The following is a 22,276-nucleotide window of genomic DNA, read 5'->3' on the forward strand; positions in this document are numbered from 1 at the left end:
GCGTCTATTATGAAGTCAAAAAACAGGCATCTACTTCCCCTTTACTATTAAATAGACTGAAATTTTAACGAAAAGTTGCGAATATTGCTAGATTCCTCCCATTTCACTGCTGTTACAGAAGCTGCAGACAACATAAAAAAGCCCCGCATACACGGGGCTTACTTCATTTATTCTAAAGGAAACCTGCCATACCCAGCATCCGCTGCAGCATAACTGCAGCCTGAGCCCTGGTGGCATTGCCCTGAGGCTGAAACTCTGTCGTGGTCATCCCCAGGATAATTCCTTCCTGAACCGCTTTTGCCACAAATTCGGCAGCCGCGTTCTGTATCTTATTTCTGTCCTTGAATGCGCTTAGTGCAGAGGCAGCCGTACCGCTCAGGGTAATCGGATGCTTCGTGTACTCCATCGCACGGATGATCATGATGGCCAGCTGTTCCCGGGTAATATTGTCATTCGGCCGGAAGGTGCCGTCTGTATTCCCGGTAATAATTCCTGCCTTGGCTGCTGCGCCAATGTAATCACCGGTTTGGGTTGATGCCTGTACATCGCTGAAACGCTGAGCCGTTTCCCTGTCGCCCAGCAGCCCCAGGCCCCGGCTAAGCATAACCGCGAATTCAGCACGTGTAACTTTTTGCTCCGGCTTGAATGTAGTGCCGTAACTGCTGTCGATAATATTTTTGGCAGCAAGAAGTGCTACAGTCGATTGGGCCCAGTGTCTGCTCATATCCGTAAAGCTGCGGGTTGACAGGAATGTACCTACCACCTGGTTACCTGTTGTATTCGCCCGGATAACGGTGTAGCTTCCTGCTGAGCTAATCTTTGTTGGCAGATACGTGGCATCATAATAGACAAGGTCGAGTCTGGCTGCCGATGTCTGATCACTGTTTAATGTTGCGGTAGTGCGAACTGTATATTCTCCCGGGGAGCTTAGGACCGTACCGTTTGAATAATTGCCGCTTACTACAGCGCTCATGCGGATATCCGTCAGACTGGTTACCGTTTGCAACCCCTGGCTTCTAAGCTTTTGCTCAAAAGGTGTATACGTGCCGGAAGGTACCTTTTCCAGCCGGATAACAAGTGATATTGTGCTGCTGTCTGCAATCAGGCCTGCTGCCAGGCTGTTCATGTTCATATCATCCAGCGCCAGATTGTACAGGGTATCCCCGTACCGGATGCCGAAGGCTGATTTGCTGTTGCGGTTGACCGCATCCAGCAGCGGCTTTAACGGCACCGTTACATAAGCGGCAAGCTCTGTCTGAGGCACCTCGAATACCAGGGAGGCTGTACCCAGCTTTTGGAGATATTCATAGCTTGCAGTCAGGCGGTCGGCCGCAAGCACATACCGTTTGACTGCCTGGTTATAGACGGAGCGGTCGTCCGCTGTAGTCGCAGAATCGCTTTTGAGCAGCGGATATTCCTTACCGAATTCACTTGCAGCCAGAATGCCCAGATAGGACGGGCGGCTGGATGTGGACGCTCCCGTTCCGGTCAGATTCTGTACAGCGAGAGCTGTAAAAGACGCAAGCGCAGTTCCGCTGAGATCAAGGATACTGCCTGCACCGGTCATGTAAGACAGATCCACAGTCTGGCCTGCCCTAACTACAGTAGATAAAACCAGCCTCATCGTGGTTCCGGATACATTAACGGACTGCACCCCCACCGTACTGCCGTCGACTCTGACAGCGAACTGGCCGCTATACAGCGTTGAACTGGCCTGCATACTTTTGCTGAAATTAACGGTCAGTTCATCCCCTGTTATTGTTGCCGAGCTGATATTGGGCACTGTGGTCACGCTGCTTCCGGAAACCGATACCGGCTGAAGATTGATATAAGCGGCCCGGTTGCCATTCAGATCACTGATTCCGGCAATTCCCGGAATATAAGAAACGGTGGTATAGCCGCCTGTTGAAAGGGCACTAGCTAAAGTAAGCGTTACTTGATTGCCACTTACAGCTACGTTAGTCACATAGTTAGGAGTGCTCCCAACCAGTACCGAGTACTGGCTGACCAGCGGCAGACTATTCGCAGAGAGCCCTTCATTATAAGTCAGGATAATTTGCTTGTCCGAGCCCGAAGCACTCTGAAAGACAGGTGCCACCGTATCACTGGTATTCCGGACATAAAAATCACTGAAGTTGGCTATATTCTGTCCATATTGATCCTGCAGCGGATAAGAGCCGGCATAATACGTTACCCGGACGCTCTGCACACTGGATGCAACATTGTTTAAGCCGAGTGTAACGGATGAACCGCTGGAGCTCATTGAGTTAACGCCCAGTGAAACACCATCTGCATACACATAGAACTGGCTGTAACCGGCCGCCGAGGCTGTTCTAAGCTGATCATTAAAGTTTAGCACCAGTGTTTTGCCGGAGAGGGTTCCATCCCTCGGTGTCGGAAGCACAGACTGTATGTTATTAGTCACCGTACGTCCGGCATAGGAGACTGCTGCATTTCCGCTTAAATCCTCTATCATTCTTATTCCCTGGGTGTAAGATATTCTTATGACTTGCCCTACGGCTACACCGGTACTGAGTGTAACGTAGACACTGTCGCCCTGAATATAGGTACTGTCGATGTTCCGCTTCTCCTCGTTAACAGTTACAGCAAAGCTGCCCAGCATCAAAGAAATACCAGCATTGAGTGCTTCATCATACTTCAAACGGATGGTACGGTTGTTTTCAAGAGATGCGGATGATAGCACCGGGGCTGTCTTATCCAGAGCTACTGTTTTAAAGCTCCAGGCGTTTCGGCCATTAATGCCCTCGAACGGATTGTTGCTGCTACCGACAAATGTTCCTTGCGCAATATCTACATAATAGATAGTATCATTATCCAGACCTGCTGAAGGTACGATAGTAAATTCCTTTAAGTCGGCACTTGGACTTATTGTTGTGGAAAGTTTAGTTCCATTACTCTTATACAAGGCTACCCCATTAGCGGAAGTCAAAGTGGTTGCCTGATTGAAGGCGATTTTAATCGGCTGGCTGATCTGTACTGCTTCACTGCGGTCAGCCGGACTAAGCGAGGTTATTCCGAAACCTGTAAGTGAAGTAGTAGTAAAGCTCCAAGTATAAGGTCCAGAAGCCGGGAATACATTTCCGTCCTGATCGTAAAAAGCTCCCTGCGGAATTGTCACAGTGTACTGGGTGTTGCTTAAAAGCGGATTCGCCGCAGAAGCCGCAGTTATACTAATAAACCGCGTCCCACCTCCGGTCACCGAAGCAGATTTCACGTCAAAAGCTCTGGCATATGCCGTGTTACTGGGCGATACCGTTATGTTCCCTGTAGCCGGCATCATCGGCTGGTCGAACGTAAGCTGAATACCCGTTGATACCGATACAGCACCTGCCCCGTTTGCCGGAGAAACCGTTATCCCCGGTACTACTGAACCTTTTACCGAAAAGCTCCAGACATTCCCCGTAGTGATGCCCGCATAGGACTTATTATCATCATCCTGTAGAGCGTACGGGTCGATCAGCACATAGTAGCTGCTGCCGGCTGTGAGCTTATTTGCTAGAGTCAATATTACTGTTGTAGTGGAGTTCGAGGTATCATTTTGCAGGTAGGCATACGATTCACCATCTTTGATTTTAAACTCTTGCACCACAGAATTATCTGCCGATGCGATCAGCTTGATCGATCCGCCGCCCTTCTGCAGCTTCTTATTTAGCTTCAGACTAAGCTGGGTAAGACTGCTGTCAACCCGAGAATAATTAGCCGGGGAATATTCCGTTGCAGTAATAGCCGTATTAATGGACGGCGCAGTAGTAAATGTAGCTGTAGCTGCTAACGATTCAAGCCCCAGATTGTCCTTGAACATGCCTTTAGGCACATTAACGGTATAGGTCTTGTTGTATTCAAGCTCCTTGCCTAATTTGACCTGGTACTCAGTAGAACTGCTGATCAGACCTGAACTGCCCACCGGGATGGTTACATATGGCTCATTTGCCCCTTGGGCTGTTACCGTGATGTTGCCACTTTGCGGACTTACCAGCCTGTCAAAGCTAAGCTTGATATTGGAGCTGATATTTACGTTCTTTTCTCCCTCAGCTGGTGAAATCCCTACATTAAATTCATTAGCAGCGTGTGCCGTCTGGCTGCCGATTCCGATAGACGGATAACCGGTACTGAACAGCAGATTTCCAGCCAGAATAAGTGCTGTCCAGATTGAAATTTTCCTTTTCATGCGCTAAAAGACTCCTCTCAAGCCATACTTTCTCGTCTGTATACATATTCTTATATGTCGGCTTCCAGGCTTCCAAAGTTTAGAAAGTCAACATTTTTCCGGCTGCTATATGATCATTCTGTTCTTCAATACACGCAAAAAAGCCCGCAGTCAGTAGCCTTCTAATGATAGAAGCACTGTTTGCGGGCTTGTCTGTATTATTTAAAAAGTTTAGATTTCAGCTTTGGCTCTCAGCATATCTGCTTTATCTACACGTTCCCATGGCAGATCCACATCAGTACGTCCGAAATGTCCGTAAGCTGCAGTCTGTCTGTAGATCGGCTTGCGCAGATCCAGCATGGAGATAATGCCGGCAGGACGAAGATCGAAGCTGCTGCTGATCAGCTCAGCCAGCTTCTCTTCGCTGATTTTGCCTGTTCCGTATGTATCCACATTAATCGAGACAGGATTAGCTACACCGATTGCATAAGCCAGTTGAATTTCGCACTTATCTGCAAGTCCGGCAGCCACCAGGTTCTTGGCTACATAACGGGCAGCATAAGCGGCCGAGCGGTCCACCTTGGTCGGATCTTTACCGGAGAATGCGCCTCCGCCATGACGGGCATAACCGCCATATGTATCTACAATAATCTTACGTCCGGTTAGACCGGCATCGCCCTGAGGACCGCCTATAACGAAACGTCCTGTAGGATTAATGAAGTACTTTGTATTCTCATCCAGCAGTTCCGCAGGAACTACCGGCAAGATAACATGCTCTTTAATATCCGCTTGAATCTGCTCCAGCGTAATTTCCTCAGCATGCTGAGTCGATACTACGATGGCATCTACACGTACAGGCTTATCATCCTGATATTCAATGGTAACCTGTGTTTTGCCGTCCGGACGCAAATATTCCAAAGTGCCGTTTTTGCGGACTTCGGACAAACGACGGGCAATCCGGTGTGATAGAGCGATCGGCAGCGGCATAAGCTCAGGTGTTTCGTTCGTTGCAAAACCAAACATCAGCCCCTGGTCGCCGGCACCAATATTTGCAGTTTCCTCAGCGACCTGTGCAGGATCACGATGTTCCAGTGCAGCATTTACGCCTTGAGCGATATCGGCAGACTGCTCATTGAGCGAGCTCAATACAGCGCAGGTATTGTAGTCAAATCCGAACTTAGCACGTGTATACCCAATCTCTTTAATGGTATTGCGTACAATCGATGGAATATCGACATATTCCGATTTGGTGCTGATCTCGCCGATGACCAGTACAAGGCCGGTGGCCACAGCCACTTCGCAGGCTACACGGGCATTCGGATCATTAGCCAAAAAAGCATCCAGAACCGCGTCAGAAATCTGATCGCAGATTTTGTCCGGATGCCCTTCCGTTACAGACTCGGAAGTAAACAAATGACGCCCTTTAATAGACATGTACATCAACCTCCCATATTATTAGTCTGACACTGTATAAGGGGGCTCCTTAACAAATAACAGGTCAAATAAATATAAATAATATCATAATGAATTACTGCCCGTTCAAAAAATGAACCTTTTCCATATGGAAAAGGTGTAAGGCTTTCCTCAAAAGTCATATTATCTTATTTGCCGGATGGTGTCAATTAAAGGCAAGTTTCGCTATGATTCAGAAAAGAGACTGCTCAGCCTGCTTCACAAGCCTCTTTGTTATTTCTCCGCCTACAGATCCGTTATCTCTGGAAGTCAGATGACCCAGATATGGATTCCGCCCATACCCGCCCGAACCCCCAAGCGCTCCCAGCTCAGAAGCAAATTCCGTATCGGCTCCTCCGCCATAGGAATGACCATATAACCCGAATTCTGCTGCAATTTCATATTGCATTTGTTTAAGCATTGCCCGGCTTTCCGGTACTACTGTCCGATTAGTACGTGCCATGATACAGCACCTCCTGAATGATTGTTTAGAATTACAGGAAGTATTGTGTACCTGAACCATGGCTTTAAGTCGGGTTAATGTTTGTCAGGCGAGGGAAAGAGTTCCGGACGTATGAAATCCGGATTGCAGGGCAATTCTATTATATAGAAAGAGCACCAAAAGTTATTTCAGCGTGTACGATCCGCGTACCATTACAACAAGTCCTAAGGTTTGTCCGGCTTGAACCGATATTCCCCGTCCATCGCGGGGGAAAGATAATAAATGATTAGAGGGTGCGGCTACTCCATTAAGAAGATCAACGCCAGCAGTCAGATCAGCTACACCATTGCTATCTTGTGAAAAGATCACTGCTTTACCGGCGCGCACAATAAATTCAGCGCCAGCTCCGGCAATTAAAGTCTGGCCCGGTTTAACGTCAACGATTTCTACAGCCTCTCCACTCTGAACTGGGGCGGTTGTTGCAACCGGTGCGGCCGTAGCTGCAGGTGCCGCAGTAGCCACGGGTGCTTGAGTTGCTGCTGTACCACCGCCTTGAAGAGCTTTTTGAATCTGCTGGTCAACATAGCTTTTCGTGACCACCGGATCATCAGCCGTACCTGGCTGGGAACCCACACTTGCACCGTCGGCAGTAACATTCAGCAAAGAACCAGCCCATAGGCTGCCTGCCAGCACCCCGGTTGCTAAGAATATTTTCCATACCGTTTTCATTAGCGTCCTCCTTTTGTATATAAAAAAAGAATAGCCTCCGAAGAGGCTATTCTGTGCTTCGTTGGGGAAGCGAATTACTTAACTGTAATTACAGTACCTGTAGTTACATTGTTGTTTGCAGTGGAGCTGTCAGTGATAGTTGCGTTGTCAGCCACCTTAACCGAGAGGTTAGTTACATAAGTAGCCCCAAGGTTCAGGATAGCAGCAGTATCAGTAGTGTAAGCAATGATTTCGTTGTAAGAGGAAGGACCATTCACTCCGTCTTTTTCAACGTACAGTACAGCAGCACCGTTATAAGTTCCATTCAGTACTGGGATGCTTACAGTGAACTTAGTAGCGAATCCATTGTCGGCAGCAATCGGTTGGATGCTAACAGCGACACCAGATGGAATTTCTACGCCATTCACAGTGAACACGAAGTCACCTGCTTGAACGCTGCTTACCAGTACTTTCTCGGAGAAAGTAAGTACCAGGTTGCTGGACAGGTCAGAAGACACAGCAGCCGCAGTAAGAACTGGAGATACTTTATCTACGAAACCAGTGATGGAGTTAAATGCTGGCTGAATTACGTTACCTGCAGTATCTTTCACACCGGAAACCAGCAATTCTTTAGCGCCGGAATCTGCAACACCGCTATTAGGCACGCTGATGTTTACAGTTGCTTGAAGAGGAGCTGCAGAGTTGCTGCCAACAAAGCCGGACAGAGTAATGAACGTACCCGCTGGCAGAGCAGTTCCGCCAAGTGTGTAGTTATTTACATCTCTCAAGCTAGCCAGGTCAAGACCACTGTTATCAGTAAATACTACGCTGAATGTTTGGTCAGTGGAACCTGCTGGTGCAGAAACAGGTGTTACAGAACCTACTTTTGGTCTTTCGCTATCCGAAGTAGTAGTTGCTGTGTAAGTGAAGCTTGTTGTGGAAGCAGCAAGGCTGTTCGGAGCACTTGCCAAGTCGGTAACAAAACCAGCTGGCAGACGCAGTGTGTAAGTTCCGGAAGCCAATGTAATGTTAGGGAACGTTACAGTGTCATCCTTAGTTCCATAAGTTCCGGCAGTAGCTGTAACAGTCTGAGCTACAGTACCATTGGATTCATTGATAATAGTGAACTGCTTAGCGTTTGGAACGTTAACGTTCTCGGAGAACTTAATCACCAGTCCGTTAGAACCGTAGGATACGCTTGTAACAGTTGGAGCTACTGTGTCCTTAGCGAAGGATACAGCTTGAGTAAATGCTGCAGCAAACGGATTACCAAGGAAATCACGAACGCTAGTGTTAACAGATACAGTTCCTGTTGTAGTAGCAGTAGTGATAGCTGCTTGCACAGTCAGAGTGTAAGTTTTTGCATCGACCTTAGTTACGCTCAGCGGAGCAAATGTTCCGTCAGCATTTACAAGTCTGATGTTGTTTGCATTTACTGTGTTTTGGTCCATGTCCTTGCTGAATACAAGCTTAAGTGTTCTTTCGCCAGTTACAGTCAGGCTGGAAACGGTTGGGGAAGCTACATCAGATACAACTGTTACAGTTGTCTTAGTAGGGTTCGGGCTGATTACGTTACCGGCATAGTCAGCCAGGTTCAGAACGGAAACGTCATAAGTTTTGCCAGCCTCCAGAGTTCCGGAAGTTACAACCAGCTCATCCAGTGAGTTTCCAGTAGTAGGAACATATGCAGTTCCGTTAACATATACTCTTGTGCTGTTCGGAACAACTGGCTCGCTCAATTTAAGAACGACTCTGTTTGTAGTAGTTCTTGCTACTGCAGATACAGAAACTACGGAAGGAGCTGTAGTGTCGCTTACCGAGAGAACTTGGGTATAAGCAGTAACCTTCTCGCCAGCAGTTGTTTTGATAGCATCAGTCAAAGCAACAGCATAGCTGCCTTTCAGGAACTCACTACCTGCAAAAGTAATAACCGCTTCAGTGTTATCAGCGCCCAGAACAATGTTTGCTCCGTTTACATTAACAGTGTTAGCACCGTTCAGGTAAGTAACAGCAACAACGCCGTCCTTAACTGTAGTTACATTAGCTACAGTTTCAGAAATAGTAGCGGAATCAACCGGACGGTTGAATTTCACAACCAGCTGTTTGCTGTTTGGTGCAGTAACGGATACAACCTTAGGAGCTGCCAGAGTTACCTTAGCAGTGTAGTCATGACCGTTGTTCTTGAAGTTGATTGTAGTTTCAACACCTTCAACCAGAGCAGTAGTCAGGGTTACAGTTGTAGTTGTTTTGTCAGAGAAAGTAACCAGCACGCTAGTTGGGCTCAGAGCTTCTGCAGCAGTTACAGTAGGAACTGCAGTCAGGTTGTCAACTGCATAAGCTGCTTCTACTACCAAAGAGCGAGTAGCGTTAGCTTTGAAGTTGGTACCTTGAGCAACCAGACCAGCGTTGATAACTGCTTGAGCATAGCCTTTAGCCCATGCGGATGCGGAGTTATCAGTTGTAGCTGGAGTTTCCAGTTTCAGAGCGCGGAACAATACAGCCGCAACTTCTTCTACTGTTACTTTACCGTTGTAGTCGAAGATACCTTTAACAGTATCTTTACCTTGCATCAGGTTAGCTGCAGTAACAGCTTCGATGTAAGGAACTGCCCAGTTAGTAGCTGTGTAGCCTTTGTCATTGTAAGACAGCTTACCAGTTACTTCAGTAAGATCGAACAATTTAGTAACGATCTTAGCGAACTCAGCGCGAGTCAGATCTTTTTCAAGATGAGCTTGACCGTCTGGGTAGCCGTTCAGGATACCTTTAGCTGCCAGAGCGTCGAATTTAGCTTGTGGAGTTGTTGCAGTTTCACCAAATGCTACAGAGGCAAACATCGAGAATGCCATTGCTGTAGATAATGCTACGGATAAAATTTTCTTCATAACCTTTTTTTCTCCTCCTTGGACATTCATGAACTGAGAATTTTCTTTAGTTGGGTAGCTCATGTCACTCATTAGCCGATGCACCCCCTTTCCCGAGTTGAGCATATTAAGTATAAATAATGTCTGTGACGGGTATCACAGAAACTTGTAAACAGGTTTAAGGCAGACTAATACTAGATTCCTAATTCTACCTAAGTATTATACAATGTGCCTCAAGTCACGTAAAGTTAATTTTTCCAAACGGCTTTTCTTACCCTTTAGGGTACTGGGTAAATGCCTGGTGTAATTGACTCTACATCTTAAACGCAGAAGTTTTTAAAAAGTTGCGCTTGGTTCAAAAGTTTTTTTAAAAAAATTATGTGAGGTGCTCCCCGACCCGTTAGAAGATACTTTTGTATCTTCTACTAACTATTGTTAATCTTGGGCAGCTACGGGAATTAGTATAGCACAGCGCCTTTCAAGCGTCATTAAGCAATATTTGTTAAGTAAATAAACATAATTATCCTATTTCAAACCTGAATTTTGGCGGACCGGCCAACAAAAAAAGCGCCGCAGCGGCGCTTTCCTTCTATAAACATATCCTAACGGATCTTCATGGATAGCTGAATCAGTTCCTGGCGTTTCTCCGGGCTGGAATTAACATTCTCGTACATCGCATCGATGGCTGAGCGGTTTTCGCGGTAGGCCTTTTCATGTTTGATTGTTGTATGGGACCATTCGATCAAAGCATTCTCCGCGATAACAAGATCATTGTATGCATCATGGAATCCGGTAGCCTGCACAAGCTCCTCCATTACTTCCTGTGTAATCTCCTGCAATGCGCGCTTTGCGGCAATTTCCTTTTCCAAAACTTTAGCTCTATTCTCAAACAGGTTCTTTGCTTTCGTGTAATCCAGTTGCGCTTTAGATAAAATCGGTTTCATCGATGGCTTTCACCTTTCAGAAAAAATTATTTTCTAAGTTATTGTAACGTAAAACAGTGCAGATTACAAAGTTAATGTAGGCGATATGTAATTTCCTTCAAATTGGCCGTCATACATACATAAAATAAAGTATAACCTCTTTCGTACAAAATAACCGGGCCGCGAACAGATGTCGCAGCCCGGCGGTACTTTATTAATTGAAGGTTTTAGGGAAGATGCTTGTGCTCTTCTGCAATAGGGCTACCGCAATTTTACCGGCTTCCGCTCTGGTTAGTTTGCCTTTTGGATTAAAATTGTATACAGGCTTGGTCTGACCGGTAACAGTAACTGCACTTCCCTCCATAATCTTCGCCTTGGATACGGCCTCGATCGCCGGACGGGAGTAGAAATCCATGCTGCCGGAGTCGACAAAGGATTTGTTGAGGCTGGCCAGCAGCTTGGCATCATTGGTCGACATTTTGAGTTTAAGCGCCCGGGCAATCATTACCGCCGCCTGCTCTCTGGTGAGCGCCTGGTCCGGACCAAAGAATCCGTCACTCAATCCCGTAACAATTCCCGCTCTTGCTGCAGTCTCAATACTCTTAAAATTCCAGGTTGTCGATACAGCTTCCGGTACGATATCGAAGAAGGTCTGCTTGTTCGTATCATAATCAAGCGGAATATTAAGACCGGTTACTAGCAGTGTAGCGAATTCACCGCGTGTTGTTGTATCATCCGCCCCGAATGCGTCTGCCCGCAGGTTAGTCATAATCCCTTTAGAGTACAGGCCGTTCAGAATATTTCTTGCCCACGGGTGATTTGTAATATCCGTAAACCCGCGGCGCAGTTTCATAACAGTGTAGTAGCCGAACTCATCAAAAGGAACGGTTACGGTATGATTCTTGGTATCAACTTCTCCGCCAATGTTCTCCCATTTGCCCGCATCCGTATACCGGAACACTGTAACGGTCGAACCGACTTCATCCACAACGTTAGGACTGAAGCTGAGCGTCAGCTCCCCGCGCTGGGAAGGTATGATTTTGCGGGATTGGCTGATCTGCGTGAAATTACCCTCGATGGAATATGGGGCAACCCCGTTAGATGCAGGCACATAACTGCTGCTTCCCTTGGTGCCTACCTCACCCAGACCACCGCTCAACCAGTAAATATCCGACACTCTGGAGAAGTTGCTGTTGGTCGCTGATGAGGTGAACCGGAGAACGAGCTCCTGCAGGATGACGAGCTGCTTCTGAACACCTACAAATCTTTCATCAACCGGGCTGACATTAATGATGTTGCCGTAATCGTTAGTACGCTCTACAACCCCGTCATTAGGGTCGGCAATCCCGAACAGCAGCTTGGTGTCAGGATAATACTTCGCGGCTCCTGAACTGGTATATCCCTTCATCAGTGTTCCTTTAGGGAAGTTCAGCTCCAGTTGCTTGTTGAAGACACTATACTTTGTCGCTACCTTCTCAGCCATATACTGCGTATCAATCTGCACTGCACTGGCGTAATAGACGGTTACTGTATCATTAAGGGTTGAATCCTTACGTACAATCTGAATCTTGATCGTTGTTGCCTTATCCGGTTTGAGCCCGACATAGTCGTAGGTAAACCGGTTCGCCAGGTCAGGGCGGGGTACAGCTTCATACTTGTCGATCATAACCTTTGTTGCACCTTCAGCTTCAATATCAAACCGTACGAAGTTCTTGTTTACAACAATCTGGTTTCCGACAGTCGCTACTGGAGCCAGAATACGGTAAGGCAGCACTTCACGGACAATTTCAATTCTTTGTGTCGTTCTCGCGCCGGTCTTATTGATCAGCTCCAGCGTGTAGACATGGCTTCCGGGAGCATCAAACTTCAGATCGCGGATCCGCAGCAGGAAGTCCTTGGTTGTTCCAACATAATCATAGATTACTGAACCGTAGGTTCCTGGTGAAATAAATTCATCCCTGTTGTTTTCTTTGAGCATAGTGGTATTGCCTACAGTCGTGAAGACCAGATCAGAGCCTCTGTAAAGGTTAAGAGTTGTAGCTCCTCCGCCTTGTAAAACGAGATCGTAATTATCTCTGGTGGTTACATACTTACCGTCCGTATAGGTGATCTCGGCCGGCAGAGCCAGGATTGCATTGCGCTTGGCATCATTGGAACGGGAATCCGTCTCGAATGCCGGCCGGTTCGTTACCAGTACCGGATGGAACTGCGTCAGATTGGATACATTTGTATCAATAATATAGATGCGCAGTTCTTTAGTGATCACACGCTGATTGCCTGAGGAGTCCATGGAAATCCCAGTGAACATCAGTGTATTCTCCCCGTATACCAGCGGACCGGCCTGATCAATCTTCAGAGTGACTTTGAATTTTGGCGCCTGCATGGTGACATTGAACTGCGGAGTTGCTGGTAGCACATCCCACGAATTGCTGTCCCTGCCGTTAATCTGGAACTGGGCTCCGAAGATATTTTCAAACCCGATATATTCTCCCTCTACAGTAATGCTTGAGGTTGAATTGGAGTTATACTCGATTGTCTGGCCGTCCTGGAGGTTGCTGACATAGATATAATTCTTCGATACATAAGAGATATTTACATTGTACACCGAATTGGATGTGCCATATTTAAACTGAACCTTCTGTTGGCCGTTCGAGAATCCGGTAATTCTGTAAACCTCCTGGGTACCGTCAGTATCAAGCCCGGCTGCAGCAATCTTGGTAAGCTGAAGGCCGTTGGTACTCAGTGGCAGATACATCGCTGTCAAAGCGCCGGTGGGCGCAACATTCGTCTCAACCAGGATGTAGAAATTATCTTTCTCCATCTGTTGTCCGTTCAGCGGAAGCTTGGACACATCACCAATGTCTTTGCCTGTTGCATAATCAGGAAGGTAGTAGATATTATCAATTACCGTTTCCCCTGGAACATAATAGTATGATTTCACAAGGGATGCAGTATAACTTCCGAATGTTACGGTCAGAGTAAAGTCATTGCTGCCAGTAGCAATCGGAACATCCTCCGAGGTTGTGAACTTCACCAGCTTGTATGCCGGCGTAATACCGTCAGGTCCAGGAATGGTCTGCTCCTTAGTCGTTGTGATGGTTCGGATGGCAACTTCACTAGTTGTACCTGCATTAATGACCAGCTTACCTGTACCTGAATTCCCACCAAAAGCGGAAGCATTGTAAGGAAGCAGCACTTCCCCTGACAAGCCGGCGGTAAATTTATTCGCAACGGAAAGCGTCGGCGTGTTGTTAATCAGAGAGTAGTTGTTGCCCGCATGAACCAGATCCAAGGAAGCGTACGGTTGATCTGTATCAAAAAAGTATACATTGCGGTCGATGGTAATTTTGTCGGAGGCATTCTGAACAATAATCTGCAGTGAGCTTAGCCCCGGCTGCAGCGTCAGGGCCGGAGTGAAAAAGGTTCCATCCTCCAGCAGGGAGGTCTGAAGCGCTGTACCTCCATTAAGTGACACAGTTACCTTCGTAGCATTGGCTACTTTACCTTGCAGCGTAATTGAAGATACGGGAACTACCACCTGTGTACCTTCATTCAGGTTGAGGGCAGCCGGTCCGCCCAGCACCTGGAGCGATGTTACATAAGGAACTCTGTCATAAAGGACATAAAAGGACTCAGAACGCGTCAGATTCCCCTGAAGTCCGGAGAAGGTGATTTTGTTAAAGCCGGAATACAAGGTTACACCGCTAGTTGTAAAGCGGTTGCCCGGGCTGTTGGCATCGGTGGTCACAGTCCCTGTGGTCAGACGCGTGGAATCTGTTACCCATCTGCCTAAGCTGTCCTGCGACAGCTGCTCCACAACAACCTTCATTGTGGTAGAAGTCACCTGTGAGTAAACACCGGTAATGTTAAGGGTGGAATTACTCGTTAAATAAACCCTGTCACGGGTGATTGCATTAGCTGCGTCTTTATCGGCACTTGGATCCAGCACTACTGTGGAGCGCAATGTCAGATCATCGGGGGTAAAATAAGTTGTGACTGCATTGGCCGCAGCCGCCTGAGGCATATATTTGCCAGGGAACATAGAAACGATCAGAGCCGCAAGCAGCACCCAGACAAATGGTCTCTTAAAGCGTTGCATGTGTATATCTCTCCTTTGAGTTAAAGTTCTCTTCGTGACCTTCACTTTTTTCTTTATCGGTTGTTTGCGGCTATCTTGTTAGGGAGAACAGCAAAAAACTCATCCTTAAAAAGGATGAGTTTTGTTAATTTAACAATAAAAGTCTGAATAAGAGCGGTAAATTAAGATTTCGAGCTGCGCTCCGGTGCAAGCTTGAGGCGCATTCTCAGGAATAAATCAATAAGCGGACGTTTGGTTTTGCTGATGACGCCGGTAATTTCCGCACCGATCTGCAGGAAGAACAGCATCACACAGATCACCACAAAGGTAACCCAGTTGGCCTCATATAGAGAAGCAGATGTTTGAATGACAGCCAGTACACCGAAGAAGGCGGCAATCCCGTAAATAATCAGCACTGTCTGGCGGTGGCTGAATCCCAGCTCGCGAAGGCAGTGATGCAGATGACCTTTGTCCGGTGCAAAGATAGGCTTCTTCTGCAGCTTGCGGCGTACGATTGCAAAGAAGGTGTCCGATAAAGGAACTCCGATAATCAGGAGCGGTGTAATAAAGGAAACGACAGCGATCTGTTTGAATCCGAGCAACGCCAGCAGTGCCAGACAGAATCCAAGAAACAGCGATCCTGTGTCACCCATGAATATTTTGGCCGGATGAAAGTTGAAGAACAGAAATCCCAAAATACTGCCAAGCAGCAGCAGGCACAGAAGCGCCACCATTGTATTGCCCATCAGGAAGGCCATCACTGCAATTGTAGCAATTGCTATACCTGATACTCCTGCAGCCAGCCCGTCCAGGCCGTCAATCAGGTTAACCGCATTGGTTACGCCGACAATCCAGAAAATCGTCAGCGGTACGGCAATCCAGCTCTCCAGTGAGGAGTACGTATTATTAAAAGGAATGTTTACGAAATCAACAGTAATATCAAAACCGAAAACGACGATGCACGCTGCAGCAATCTGGCCCAGCAGCTTCACTTTGGCTGAAAGCTCGAAACGGTCATCTAATCCGCCAATCAGTACGATCAGTCCACCGCCGCACAGCAACGCTTTGATGAAATGTGTCTCCCGCGAAGTGAAATCGTACGGAATAATCGGCAATACGGCAAGCAGGCCTAACACAAACGCCAGAAAAATACCAAGTCCGCCAAGGCGGGGCATAATTCTCGTATGCACCTTACGGGCGTTCGGCACATCTGTGGCACCAATCTTGATAGCGAATCTCTTCACTAGCGGTGTCAGGAGAAGTGCAAGTCCCATGCACACAATAAATCCGGCGATGTATATGATTAACATTTGAAAAGTCGACCCCCATTTCTCTACCGCATTGAATTATACGCTGAACTAAAGGCAAATTCCAATTCCGTTTTTAGGCTGTTGTTACGATATTCCCGGTAAATTGGCCCGTTTTTTCAGGCTTTTGTCACTTTATCTTTCTCACGCAGCACTTTTACTGCAAATTTCGGCAGCGCAAGCATTCTTTTGTATCGTGTTGGTTCTTTCAAAAGACGATACAGCCACTCGGCCCGCAGTTTCTGGAACGCAACAGGTGCCCGTTTGCTCTTGCCGGAGATCACATCAAAGCTTCCGCCTACTCCCATCATTACAGGAATATTCAGCTGTGATTTGTACTTGGCGATCCAGGGCTCCTGACTGTCTGCACCTCTGGCGACAAACAGCAGATCAGGCTGGGACTTCACAATATCTGCCACAACAGCTTCGTCTGCTTCCGGACCAAAAAAGCCGTCACGATAGCCAGCAATTACAATGCGCGGATATTGAGATTGTAACCTGGAGACGGTCTCCCGAATCACTTCAGGCGTCGAACCCAGGAGATATACTTTCCAGTTATAGCTTTCACCTTGACGCATCAATTCATGTAAGAGGTCGAATCCGGCTACACGCTCAGCCACCGGCTCCTTGCAATACTCTGCAGCCCACACTACGCCAGTCCCGTCAGGAACCACCAGTTCTGCCGATTTCATAATCTCCATGTAGGAAGGGTTCTCCAGCGCAGCCATAACCATAATGGGATTGGCAGTAATGACTTGATGCGGCTCACGGTTACGCACTGCATCGGTCAGGTAGGAGACCGTAGCCCGCATATCGGCTTTGGAAATACGTATACCAAAAATCGGTACTGTAGGCAAAATACTATCTGCTTTCACGTTCAATCATCCTTTACTGCATAAATATTCAGCAATCCGGCGGGCCGGTGCTTCAGCTTCTTCAACAAGGGCGGCAATCAGTGGTTCCCTCTCCTGCTTCCAGGCTTCTCCCTGCTCAAGAAGCAGAAGAATTTCCGCGGCAACCTTGTCTGCCTCCAATGTACCCGTCGATCCAACAGGTCTGGAGCGGATCCGCTCCAGGAAGTGGTCGATCTTCGGATCATATGATACTCCTATCAGCGGCACCCGTCTGCCGGCTGCATAAATCAGGCTGTGCAGGCGCATGCCGATCAGCACATCGCATTCTGCAACCTCGCTCAGCATCTGCTGCGGATGCAGCGCATCTTCACGTATACTGATGCTTCCACCTAATGCAGCAACCTCTTTTTCCAGCTTCTCCATAAGATAACGCGAGGCTTCATTGTCAGTAGGATGGTGAAACGGCAGAAAGCGCAAATGAAAAGGTATTTGGGCACAGGCCTTCAGCAAGCCTTCAGCGATTTCATTCAGCTCATACCGTGATTCCTCCCAGAAACGGATGGAAATCCCCACAGTCTTCAGTCCGGAAGCTGTCTCAGCAGAGAATACGCCCGGAGACTCTGCTCTTTGCGGCAGCTCCAGACCCATTACAGGATCAGGCACAACCTGAATGTTGTCCTGATTGAGCCCCATGCTTTGCAGCAGGCTGCGGGACTGTTCGTCCCGCACGGATACATAAGCGCAGTTACGGAATACTGACTTAATCAGCGGGTGAAACAGCTTGCGGTTAACCGGACCCACTCCCTGGGCATAAATAAAGGTCGGCTTGCCTATCCATTGGGCAAGCTTCAGGACGCCCAGGTAATACGGTATGGTCTTTGAGCTGGTTACGTCCTGCAGCAGGCTTCCGCCTCCGCTGATCAGTCCGGCACTTTCGGCAATAGCCCGTCGTACCTCGCCCAGTTTCATCCGGTGAACGGACTTGACACCGTAGGTGGCGGTTGTAGATTCCGGATCTATCGATAATACAACCGGTTCAATGACAATGCCGGCGGCCTCTGACTGTCTCTGCAACGCATTCAGAATCGATTGCAGAACAGCCTCGTCTCCGCTGTTGCGGAAGCCGTAGTAGCCGGATATTACAATTTTTTGAGCAGAGGCGACCATCGTTTCCAACACCTTTCCGCGATCTGCCAAACGCCTACGGCAATCAGGCCAATAATAAGTCCAAGACCTAATCCAAGGAGTCCGCGGATCAATGAGATCAGCACCGGAGTATGGATATGGGCAAAGGTATCCACCATTGACAGCTGGCCGATGACCGCAATAATCATGATAAACGCGGCATTACGGTATTTATAGGCCATAAAGGCCCCCAAAATGAACAGCGGATGGGCAAGCAGGAACTCCTTATTGCGCGGCCGTACACCGACTGTATTCTCCAGGAAGATACGGAACGAACGTTCAAGCGGAGTCACACTTCCGCTATTGCCCGTACGGCTCAAGTAGTACATCCCTACCACGCCGAGAATGACGGCGGCGATTACCATGGCCAGTGTAATCGGCGTGCGCAGAAGCTTACCCGTCTTATTAAAGGCAAACTCTCCGCGGTATAAGAGTACATACAAGGCGGTCAGTCCAATAGGAGCCAGGTGCAGCAGACTGACGCCGCGGAACTGGTTAAGCACCAGACTGTAAGTAATATTGTTAAGCAGAGCAATAACAAACGGCACAGCACTCAACGAGATAAGTGCAGTCTTAATATAGAGCACAAGGCTATGCGCCAGGCGGCGTCCGGGACTCATAACTGCATAAGTGAGTTTGTTAATCCGCAGCGGCGGCCCCTGCTCGTTGATCTTGCGGACAGCCAGCACAGTCGCAACTGTCGGCGCACTAATAGCAACTGCAAGCGCCAGTGCCTGCTCAAACAGCGGCGGCTTCAGGAGCATCAGACCTGCACTGCCGACCAATCCCAGAATCCACGCGGCCAGGGTAAGCCAAGGAATGAAGTATGACACAAGCAGGGCTACCATGGATACTGCGCCGATAACAGCCCCCAGCTTGAAGTAGCGCTGGTAGGAGGAATCTACGACATCGAAGGCTTCAGCCTGACCGAGTGTAAATCCGTTATCTTCAATTTTCTGCACGGCTCCGTCAGGGCCGCTTAGGCTGGTCACCAGATTGTCCAAGGTATCTTTAATCTGAGCTGTAGTGGTATCCCGTGAAGGGATGGTATTGAGATACAGCATCCGGATGTTGCGGTCCTTGGTGGCCAGGGCAAATCTGTCGGCAATGACTTCCGGAGACAGCCCGGAATCGCCTTCGCTAAGCGAATACAGGCGCGTCACATTATAATCAAGCAGATAGGCCAGCTTGCCGAATCCCTTTTGCTGGGCCTTGATATTTTCGATGGCCGCTATCCCCATCCCGCGTTCCTTAAGGAGCTCAGCAAAAGCGGTAAGGCTGCCGGTATCGGCATCATCCGTGAAGCCTTTAACCGATTCTCCTTCGAACAGTATGCGTTTGACGCCAAGCTCCTGATAGCGGTCCAGCAGCTTCGTAACGGCTTCTTCATTATAGGCAAGAGAGTCCACCAGACGCGGAACAATGCTGAAGCCCTTCTCATGCAGCATCTCCAGATTGAACGGGTCAGGCTGGAGCGGCTTCAGGGTAGCATCTTCCAGCGGGGTTTTGATGATCAGCCCCTGCTGCCCGCGGAAGCTCCAATTTTCAGTGTCAATGCCAAGCACATGAAAAGCATCCTGAATCAACGGTGCGAGCACCGAACTATTCTCCGTGCTCGTAAAGAGGACGTATGTATAGTTCTCATTCTCGGGAATTACAGTATCAGTCAGGTTGGCAATATCCGTTGCCCCCCACATCATCAGACGGCGGGCCTTGCGGTAATCCTCCAGTGTGCTCTCGTAAATAGCCATGCTCTGAACGCCGGCTTCCTTGAGGCGGTCAAGCTGCTGTGAAATGTAATCCTTAGGATTCACACGGTAGCTGGCTACCTCCACCAGATCACGGTAATCAAATACAAACTCAACTGTCTTGGAAGATTTCTCGGTCTGCAGACGGTCATAGACAACCGGGAGAGCAGACAGAACACCGATTACTACGAGAATCCATAACCACTTGCGTGAAGTAATATTCCATTGTTGCCATTTCTGGTGCACCAAAAGTACCTCCTCTTTCACTTCCTAACTCAAGCAGAAACGGATGTCTGTCCTGTCAGGAGCAGTATCCGTTTCTGTGAGAAAGCTTCATATCGTGCAGGATTATTATTTCCCGTCGACGCGGGCCATAACCTGCTCTGTAAGGGCAGCCACCTTGTCTTTCGCATTCTGCAGCGATTCTCCGCGAACCGCAAAGTATACTTTAATCTTCGGCTCTGTGCCGGATGGGCGCAGGCAGAACCATGAACCGTCGGACAACAGATACTTGAGCACATTTTCCTTAGGCAGCCCGTTAAGGCCAAGTGAATAGTCGAGCACCTCGGTAACGGAAGCTCCGGCAATTTCCTGTGGCGGGTTGCTGCGCCAGTCACTCATAATTCCCTGGATCTGGGCTACACCGTCTTTGCCCTTAAGGGTACGTGATTCCAGGCTTTCCAGGAAGTAGCCAAACTGTTCATACAGCTCCTGAAGCACATCATACAGCGTCTTGCCCTGCGCTTTATAATAAGCACCTGCTTCGGCAATCAGCATGGAAGCAAGTACGGCATCCTTGTCGCGGGCATAGTTGCCGGCCAGATATCCGTAGCTTTCCTCATATCCGAACAGATAGGTATATTCACCGGACTGCTCGAACTGGGTCATTTTCTCCCCGATATATTTGAAGCCGGTCAGCGTGTTGAATACTGTAGCGCCATAATGCGAAGCTACAGCCGCTCCCATCTCACTGGTAACGATGGTTTTGACTACAGCACCGTTGCTAGGCAGCTTGCCCTGTTCCTGCAGACGGCTCAGGTAATAATGGATCATCAGCGCGCCGGACTGGTTGCCGGACAGTACTACAAAATTGCCCTCATTATCACGGACGACGGCTCCCATGCGGTCCGCATCCGGGTCTGTCCCGATCAGCAGGTCTGCATTAAGCTCTTCGCCCAGCTTAATCGCCAGCGTGAAGGCTTCGCGCTCTTCGGGATTCGGCGACTTCACAGTAGAGAATTCGGAATCCGGCTGTTCCTGCTCCTGTACGACATGTACTTCCGTGAAGCCGATTTTGTTCAAAACACTGCGGACCGGCAGGTTGCCCGTCCCGTGCAGCGGAGTGTATACGATTTTGAAATCACGGCCGAGTGTGGAAGCAATCTCCTCACGGGCAACGCTGACGGCTGCCACTGTATCTGTGAAGGCCTCATCCTCTGGCTCTCCCAGCCAGTGCAGCAGGCCTTGGCTCTCCGCTTCTTCACGGGAAAGGCGTTTAACACCATTGAAGGAATCAACCTCCAATATGTGTGAAATCACCTTTTCCGCTTCATCCGGTACTAGCTGTCCGCCGTCGGCATTGTACACCTTGTAGCCGTTATATTCCGGAGGGTTATGGCTCGCAGTAATAACTACGCCTCCTGAAGCTTTCAAATGACGTACAGCAAAGCTCAGCTGCGGCGTAGAGCGCAGGGAAGGGAACAAATGCGCCTCAATCCCGTTACCGGCCAGAACGAGCGCTGCTTCCAGCGTGAATTCCGGTGAGAAACGGCGTGAATCGTGGGCGATTACGACAGATGGCCGACCTTCGCCCTTATGATTCTCAAGAATATAGTTGGCGAAGCCTTGAGTGGCTCTGCCCACAGTATAACGGTTCATGCGGTTGCTGCCGGCACCGATTACTCCGCGGAGACCGCCTGTACCGAATTCCAGATCTCTGTAAAAACGTTCTTCCAGTTCCTGCGGATCATCCGCCAGAAGGTTCAGCTCTTGTTTGGTGTTCTCGTCAACAGAAGGGTCCTGCAGCCAGCGGCTTAATGTTTCTGCGGCTTTCGGGCTTAATTGAGTCATATGAATCTCTCCTTCTCCATTTATAATTTAGGGTAGTATAACTGGGATTAGCTGAGCGCGAACATAATTTCGCCGGAAGCCACAACCTTGCCGTCCACCTTGGCGGTAGCCTGGCCTTTTCCGATGCTGCCTTTAAGTCTGGTGATTTCTACCTCAAGAGTAAGCGTATCCCCCGGTACAACCTGGCCGCGGAAGCGGAAGCCGTCCAGCCCTGCCAGAAAACCGATTTTCCCGCGGTTGGCTTCAACCCCGAGAATAGCTACTGCACCAACCTGAGCCAGCGCTTCAGTAATCAGCACACCCGGCATAACCGGAAAACCCGGGAAATGGCCTGCAAAAAACGGCTCGTTTACCGTTACGTTCTTGATGCCTACAGCCCGTTTGCCCATTTCAATTTCGATAATTTTGTCCACCAGCAGAAATGGGGGCCGGTGGGGGATTATTTCCTGGATTTCATTGATATTCAGCATTTAAGCAATG

Annotated in this window: 13 protein-coding genes; all 13 read right to left on the reverse strand. The window is 48.6% G+C overall.

Annotated features, from left to right (window positions below; translation table 11 throughout):
- Window positions 1-172: 172 nt before the first annotated feature.
- On the reverse strand, window positions 173-4,189 hold the full coding sequence (locus M2108_RS04455; protein ID WP_277468210.1) for an Ig-like domain-containing protein: 4,017 nt from the start codon (window positions 4,187-4,189) through the stop codon (window positions 173-175).
- A 210-nt stretch (window positions 4,190-4,399) separates the two neighbouring features.
- Window positions 4,400-5,602, reverse strand: a complete 1,203-nt coding sequence (gene metK / locus M2108_RS04460; RefSeq protein ID WP_277468209.1) for a methionine adenosyltransferase — start codon at window positions 5,600-5,602, stop codon at window positions 4,400-4,402.
- Window positions 5,603-5,813: 211 nt separating this feature from the next.
- Window positions 5,814-6,083 (reverse strand): alpha/beta-type small acid-soluble spore protein, encoded by a 270-nt coding sequence (locus M2108_RS04465; protein WP_277468208.1) that lies wholly within the window; start codon window positions 6,081-6,083, stop codon window positions 5,814-5,816.
- Window positions 6,084-6,245: 162 nt separating this feature from the next.
- Window positions 6,246-6,791: a hypothetical protein gene (locus M2108_RS04470; protein WP_277468207.1), complete on the reverse strand. Its 546-nt coding sequence runs from the start codon at window positions 6,789-6,791 to the stop codon at window positions 6,246-6,248.
- A gap of 74 nt (window positions 6,792-6,865) precedes the next feature.
- The gene (locus M2108_RS04475) at window positions 6,866-9,724 is read right to left on the reverse strand and encodes an Ig-like domain-containing protein (RefSeq protein WP_277468206.1); all 2,859 of its coding nucleotides are present in this window, start codon (window positions 9,722-9,724) and stop codon (window positions 6,866-6,868) included.
- A 509-nt stretch (window positions 9,725-10,233) separates the two neighbouring features.
- On the reverse strand, window positions 10,234-10,575 hold the full coding sequence (locus M2108_RS04480; protein ID WP_068728009.1) for a hypothetical protein: 342 nt from the start codon (window positions 10,573-10,575) through the stop codon (window positions 10,234-10,236).
- Window positions 10,576-10,768: 193 nt separating this feature from the next.
- Window positions 10,769-14,653 (reverse strand): S-layer homology domain-containing protein, encoded by a 3,885-nt coding sequence (locus tag M2108_RS04485; RefSeq protein ID WP_277468205.1) that lies wholly within the window; start codon window positions 14,651-14,653, stop codon window positions 10,769-10,771.
- A 161-nt stretch (window positions 14,654-14,814) separates the two neighbouring features.
- A complete protein-coding gene (locus M2108_RS04490) occupies window positions 14,815-15,942 on the reverse strand; it encodes a glycosyltransferase family 4 protein (RefSeq protein WP_221796689.1) in 1,128 nt (375 codons plus the stop codon).
- Between the two features lie 116 nt (window positions 15,943-16,058).
- Complete coding sequence (locus M2108_RS04495; RefSeq protein WP_481856854.1) at window positions 16,059-16,820, reverse strand: WecB/TagA/CpsF family glycosyltransferase; 762 nt, start codon at window positions 16,818-16,820, stop codon at window positions 16,059-16,061.
- Window positions 16,821-17,960 carry a polysaccharide pyruvyl transferase CsaB gene (csaB, locus tag M2108_RS04500; RefSeq protein ID WP_277468203.1) on the reverse strand — a complete coding sequence of 380 codons (1,140 nt, stop codon included), beginning with the start codon at window positions 17,958-17,960 and terminating at the stop codon, window positions 16,821-16,823.
- A complete protein-coding gene (locus M2108_RS04505; protein WP_277468202.1) occupies window positions 17,933-19,972 on the reverse strand; it encodes a DUF5693 family protein in 2,040 nt (679 codons plus the stop codon). The genes csaB and M2108_RS04505 overlap by 28 nt, the downstream gene beginning before the upstream one ends.
- 105 nt (window positions 19,973-20,077) lie before the next feature.
- Window positions 20,078-21,796 (reverse strand): phospho-sugar mutase, encoded by a 1,719-nt coding sequence (locus tag M2108_RS04510; RefSeq protein WP_277468201.1) that lies wholly within the window; start codon window positions 21,794-21,796, stop codon window positions 20,078-20,080.
- Between the two features lie 47 nt (window positions 21,797-21,843).
- Entirely contained in the window at window positions 21,844-22,266 is a 423-nt protein-coding gene (gene fabZ, locus M2108_RS04515) for a 3-hydroxyacyl-ACP dehydratase FabZ (protein ID WP_042181304.1), read from the reverse strand.
- Window positions 22,267-22,276 lie beyond the last annotated feature (10 nt).

Origin of the sequence: Paenibacillus sp. PastM-3 (genome assembly GCF_029893965.1) — a bacterium.
In the GTDB taxonomy this organism is placed as follows: domain Bacteria; phylum Bacillota; class Bacilli; order Paenibacillales; family Paenibacillaceae; genus Paenibacillus_AQ.

Coding starts and splice junctions, on each gene's coding strand:
- M2108_RS04455 (WP_277468210.1), bottom strand. CDS start 4,189: ATGAAAAGGAAAATTTCAATCTGGACAGCACTTATTCTGGCTGGAAAT.
- metK (WP_277468209.1), bottom strand. CDS start 5,602: ATGTCTATTAAAGGGCGTCATTTGTTTACTTCCGAGTCTGTAACGGAA.
- M2108_RS04465 (WP_277468208.1), bottom strand. CDS start 6,083: ATGGCACGTACTAATCGGACAGTAGTACCGGAAAGCCGGGCAATGCTT.
- M2108_RS04470 (WP_277468207.1), bottom strand. CDS start 6,791: ATGAAAACGGTATGGAAAATATTCTTAGCAACCGGGGTGCTGGCAGGC.
- M2108_RS04475 (WP_277468206.1), bottom strand. CDS start 9,724: ATGAGTGACATGAGCTACCCAACTAAAGAAAATTCTCAGTTCATGAAT.
- M2108_RS04480 (WP_068728009.1), bottom strand. CDS start 10,575: ATGAAACCGATTTTATCTAAAGCGCAACTGGATTACACGAAAGCAAAG.
- M2108_RS04485 (WP_277468205.1), bottom strand. CDS start 14,653: ATGCAACGCTTTAAGAGACCATTTGTCTGGGTGCTGCTTGCGGCTCTG.
- M2108_RS04490 (WP_221796689.1), bottom strand. CDS start 15,942: ATGTTAATCATATACATCGCCGGATTTATTGTGTGCATGGGACTTGCA.
- csaB (WP_277468203.1), bottom strand. CDS start 17,960: ATGGTCGCCTCTGCTCAAAAAATTGTAATATCCGGCTACTACGGCTTC.
- M2108_RS04510 (WP_277468201.1), bottom strand. CDS start 21,796: ATGACTCAATTAAGCCCGAAAGCCGCAGAAACATTAAGCCGCTGGCTG.
- fabZ (WP_042181304.1), bottom strand. CDS start 22,266: ATGCTGAATATCAATGAAATCCAGGAAATAATCCCCCACCGGCCCCCA.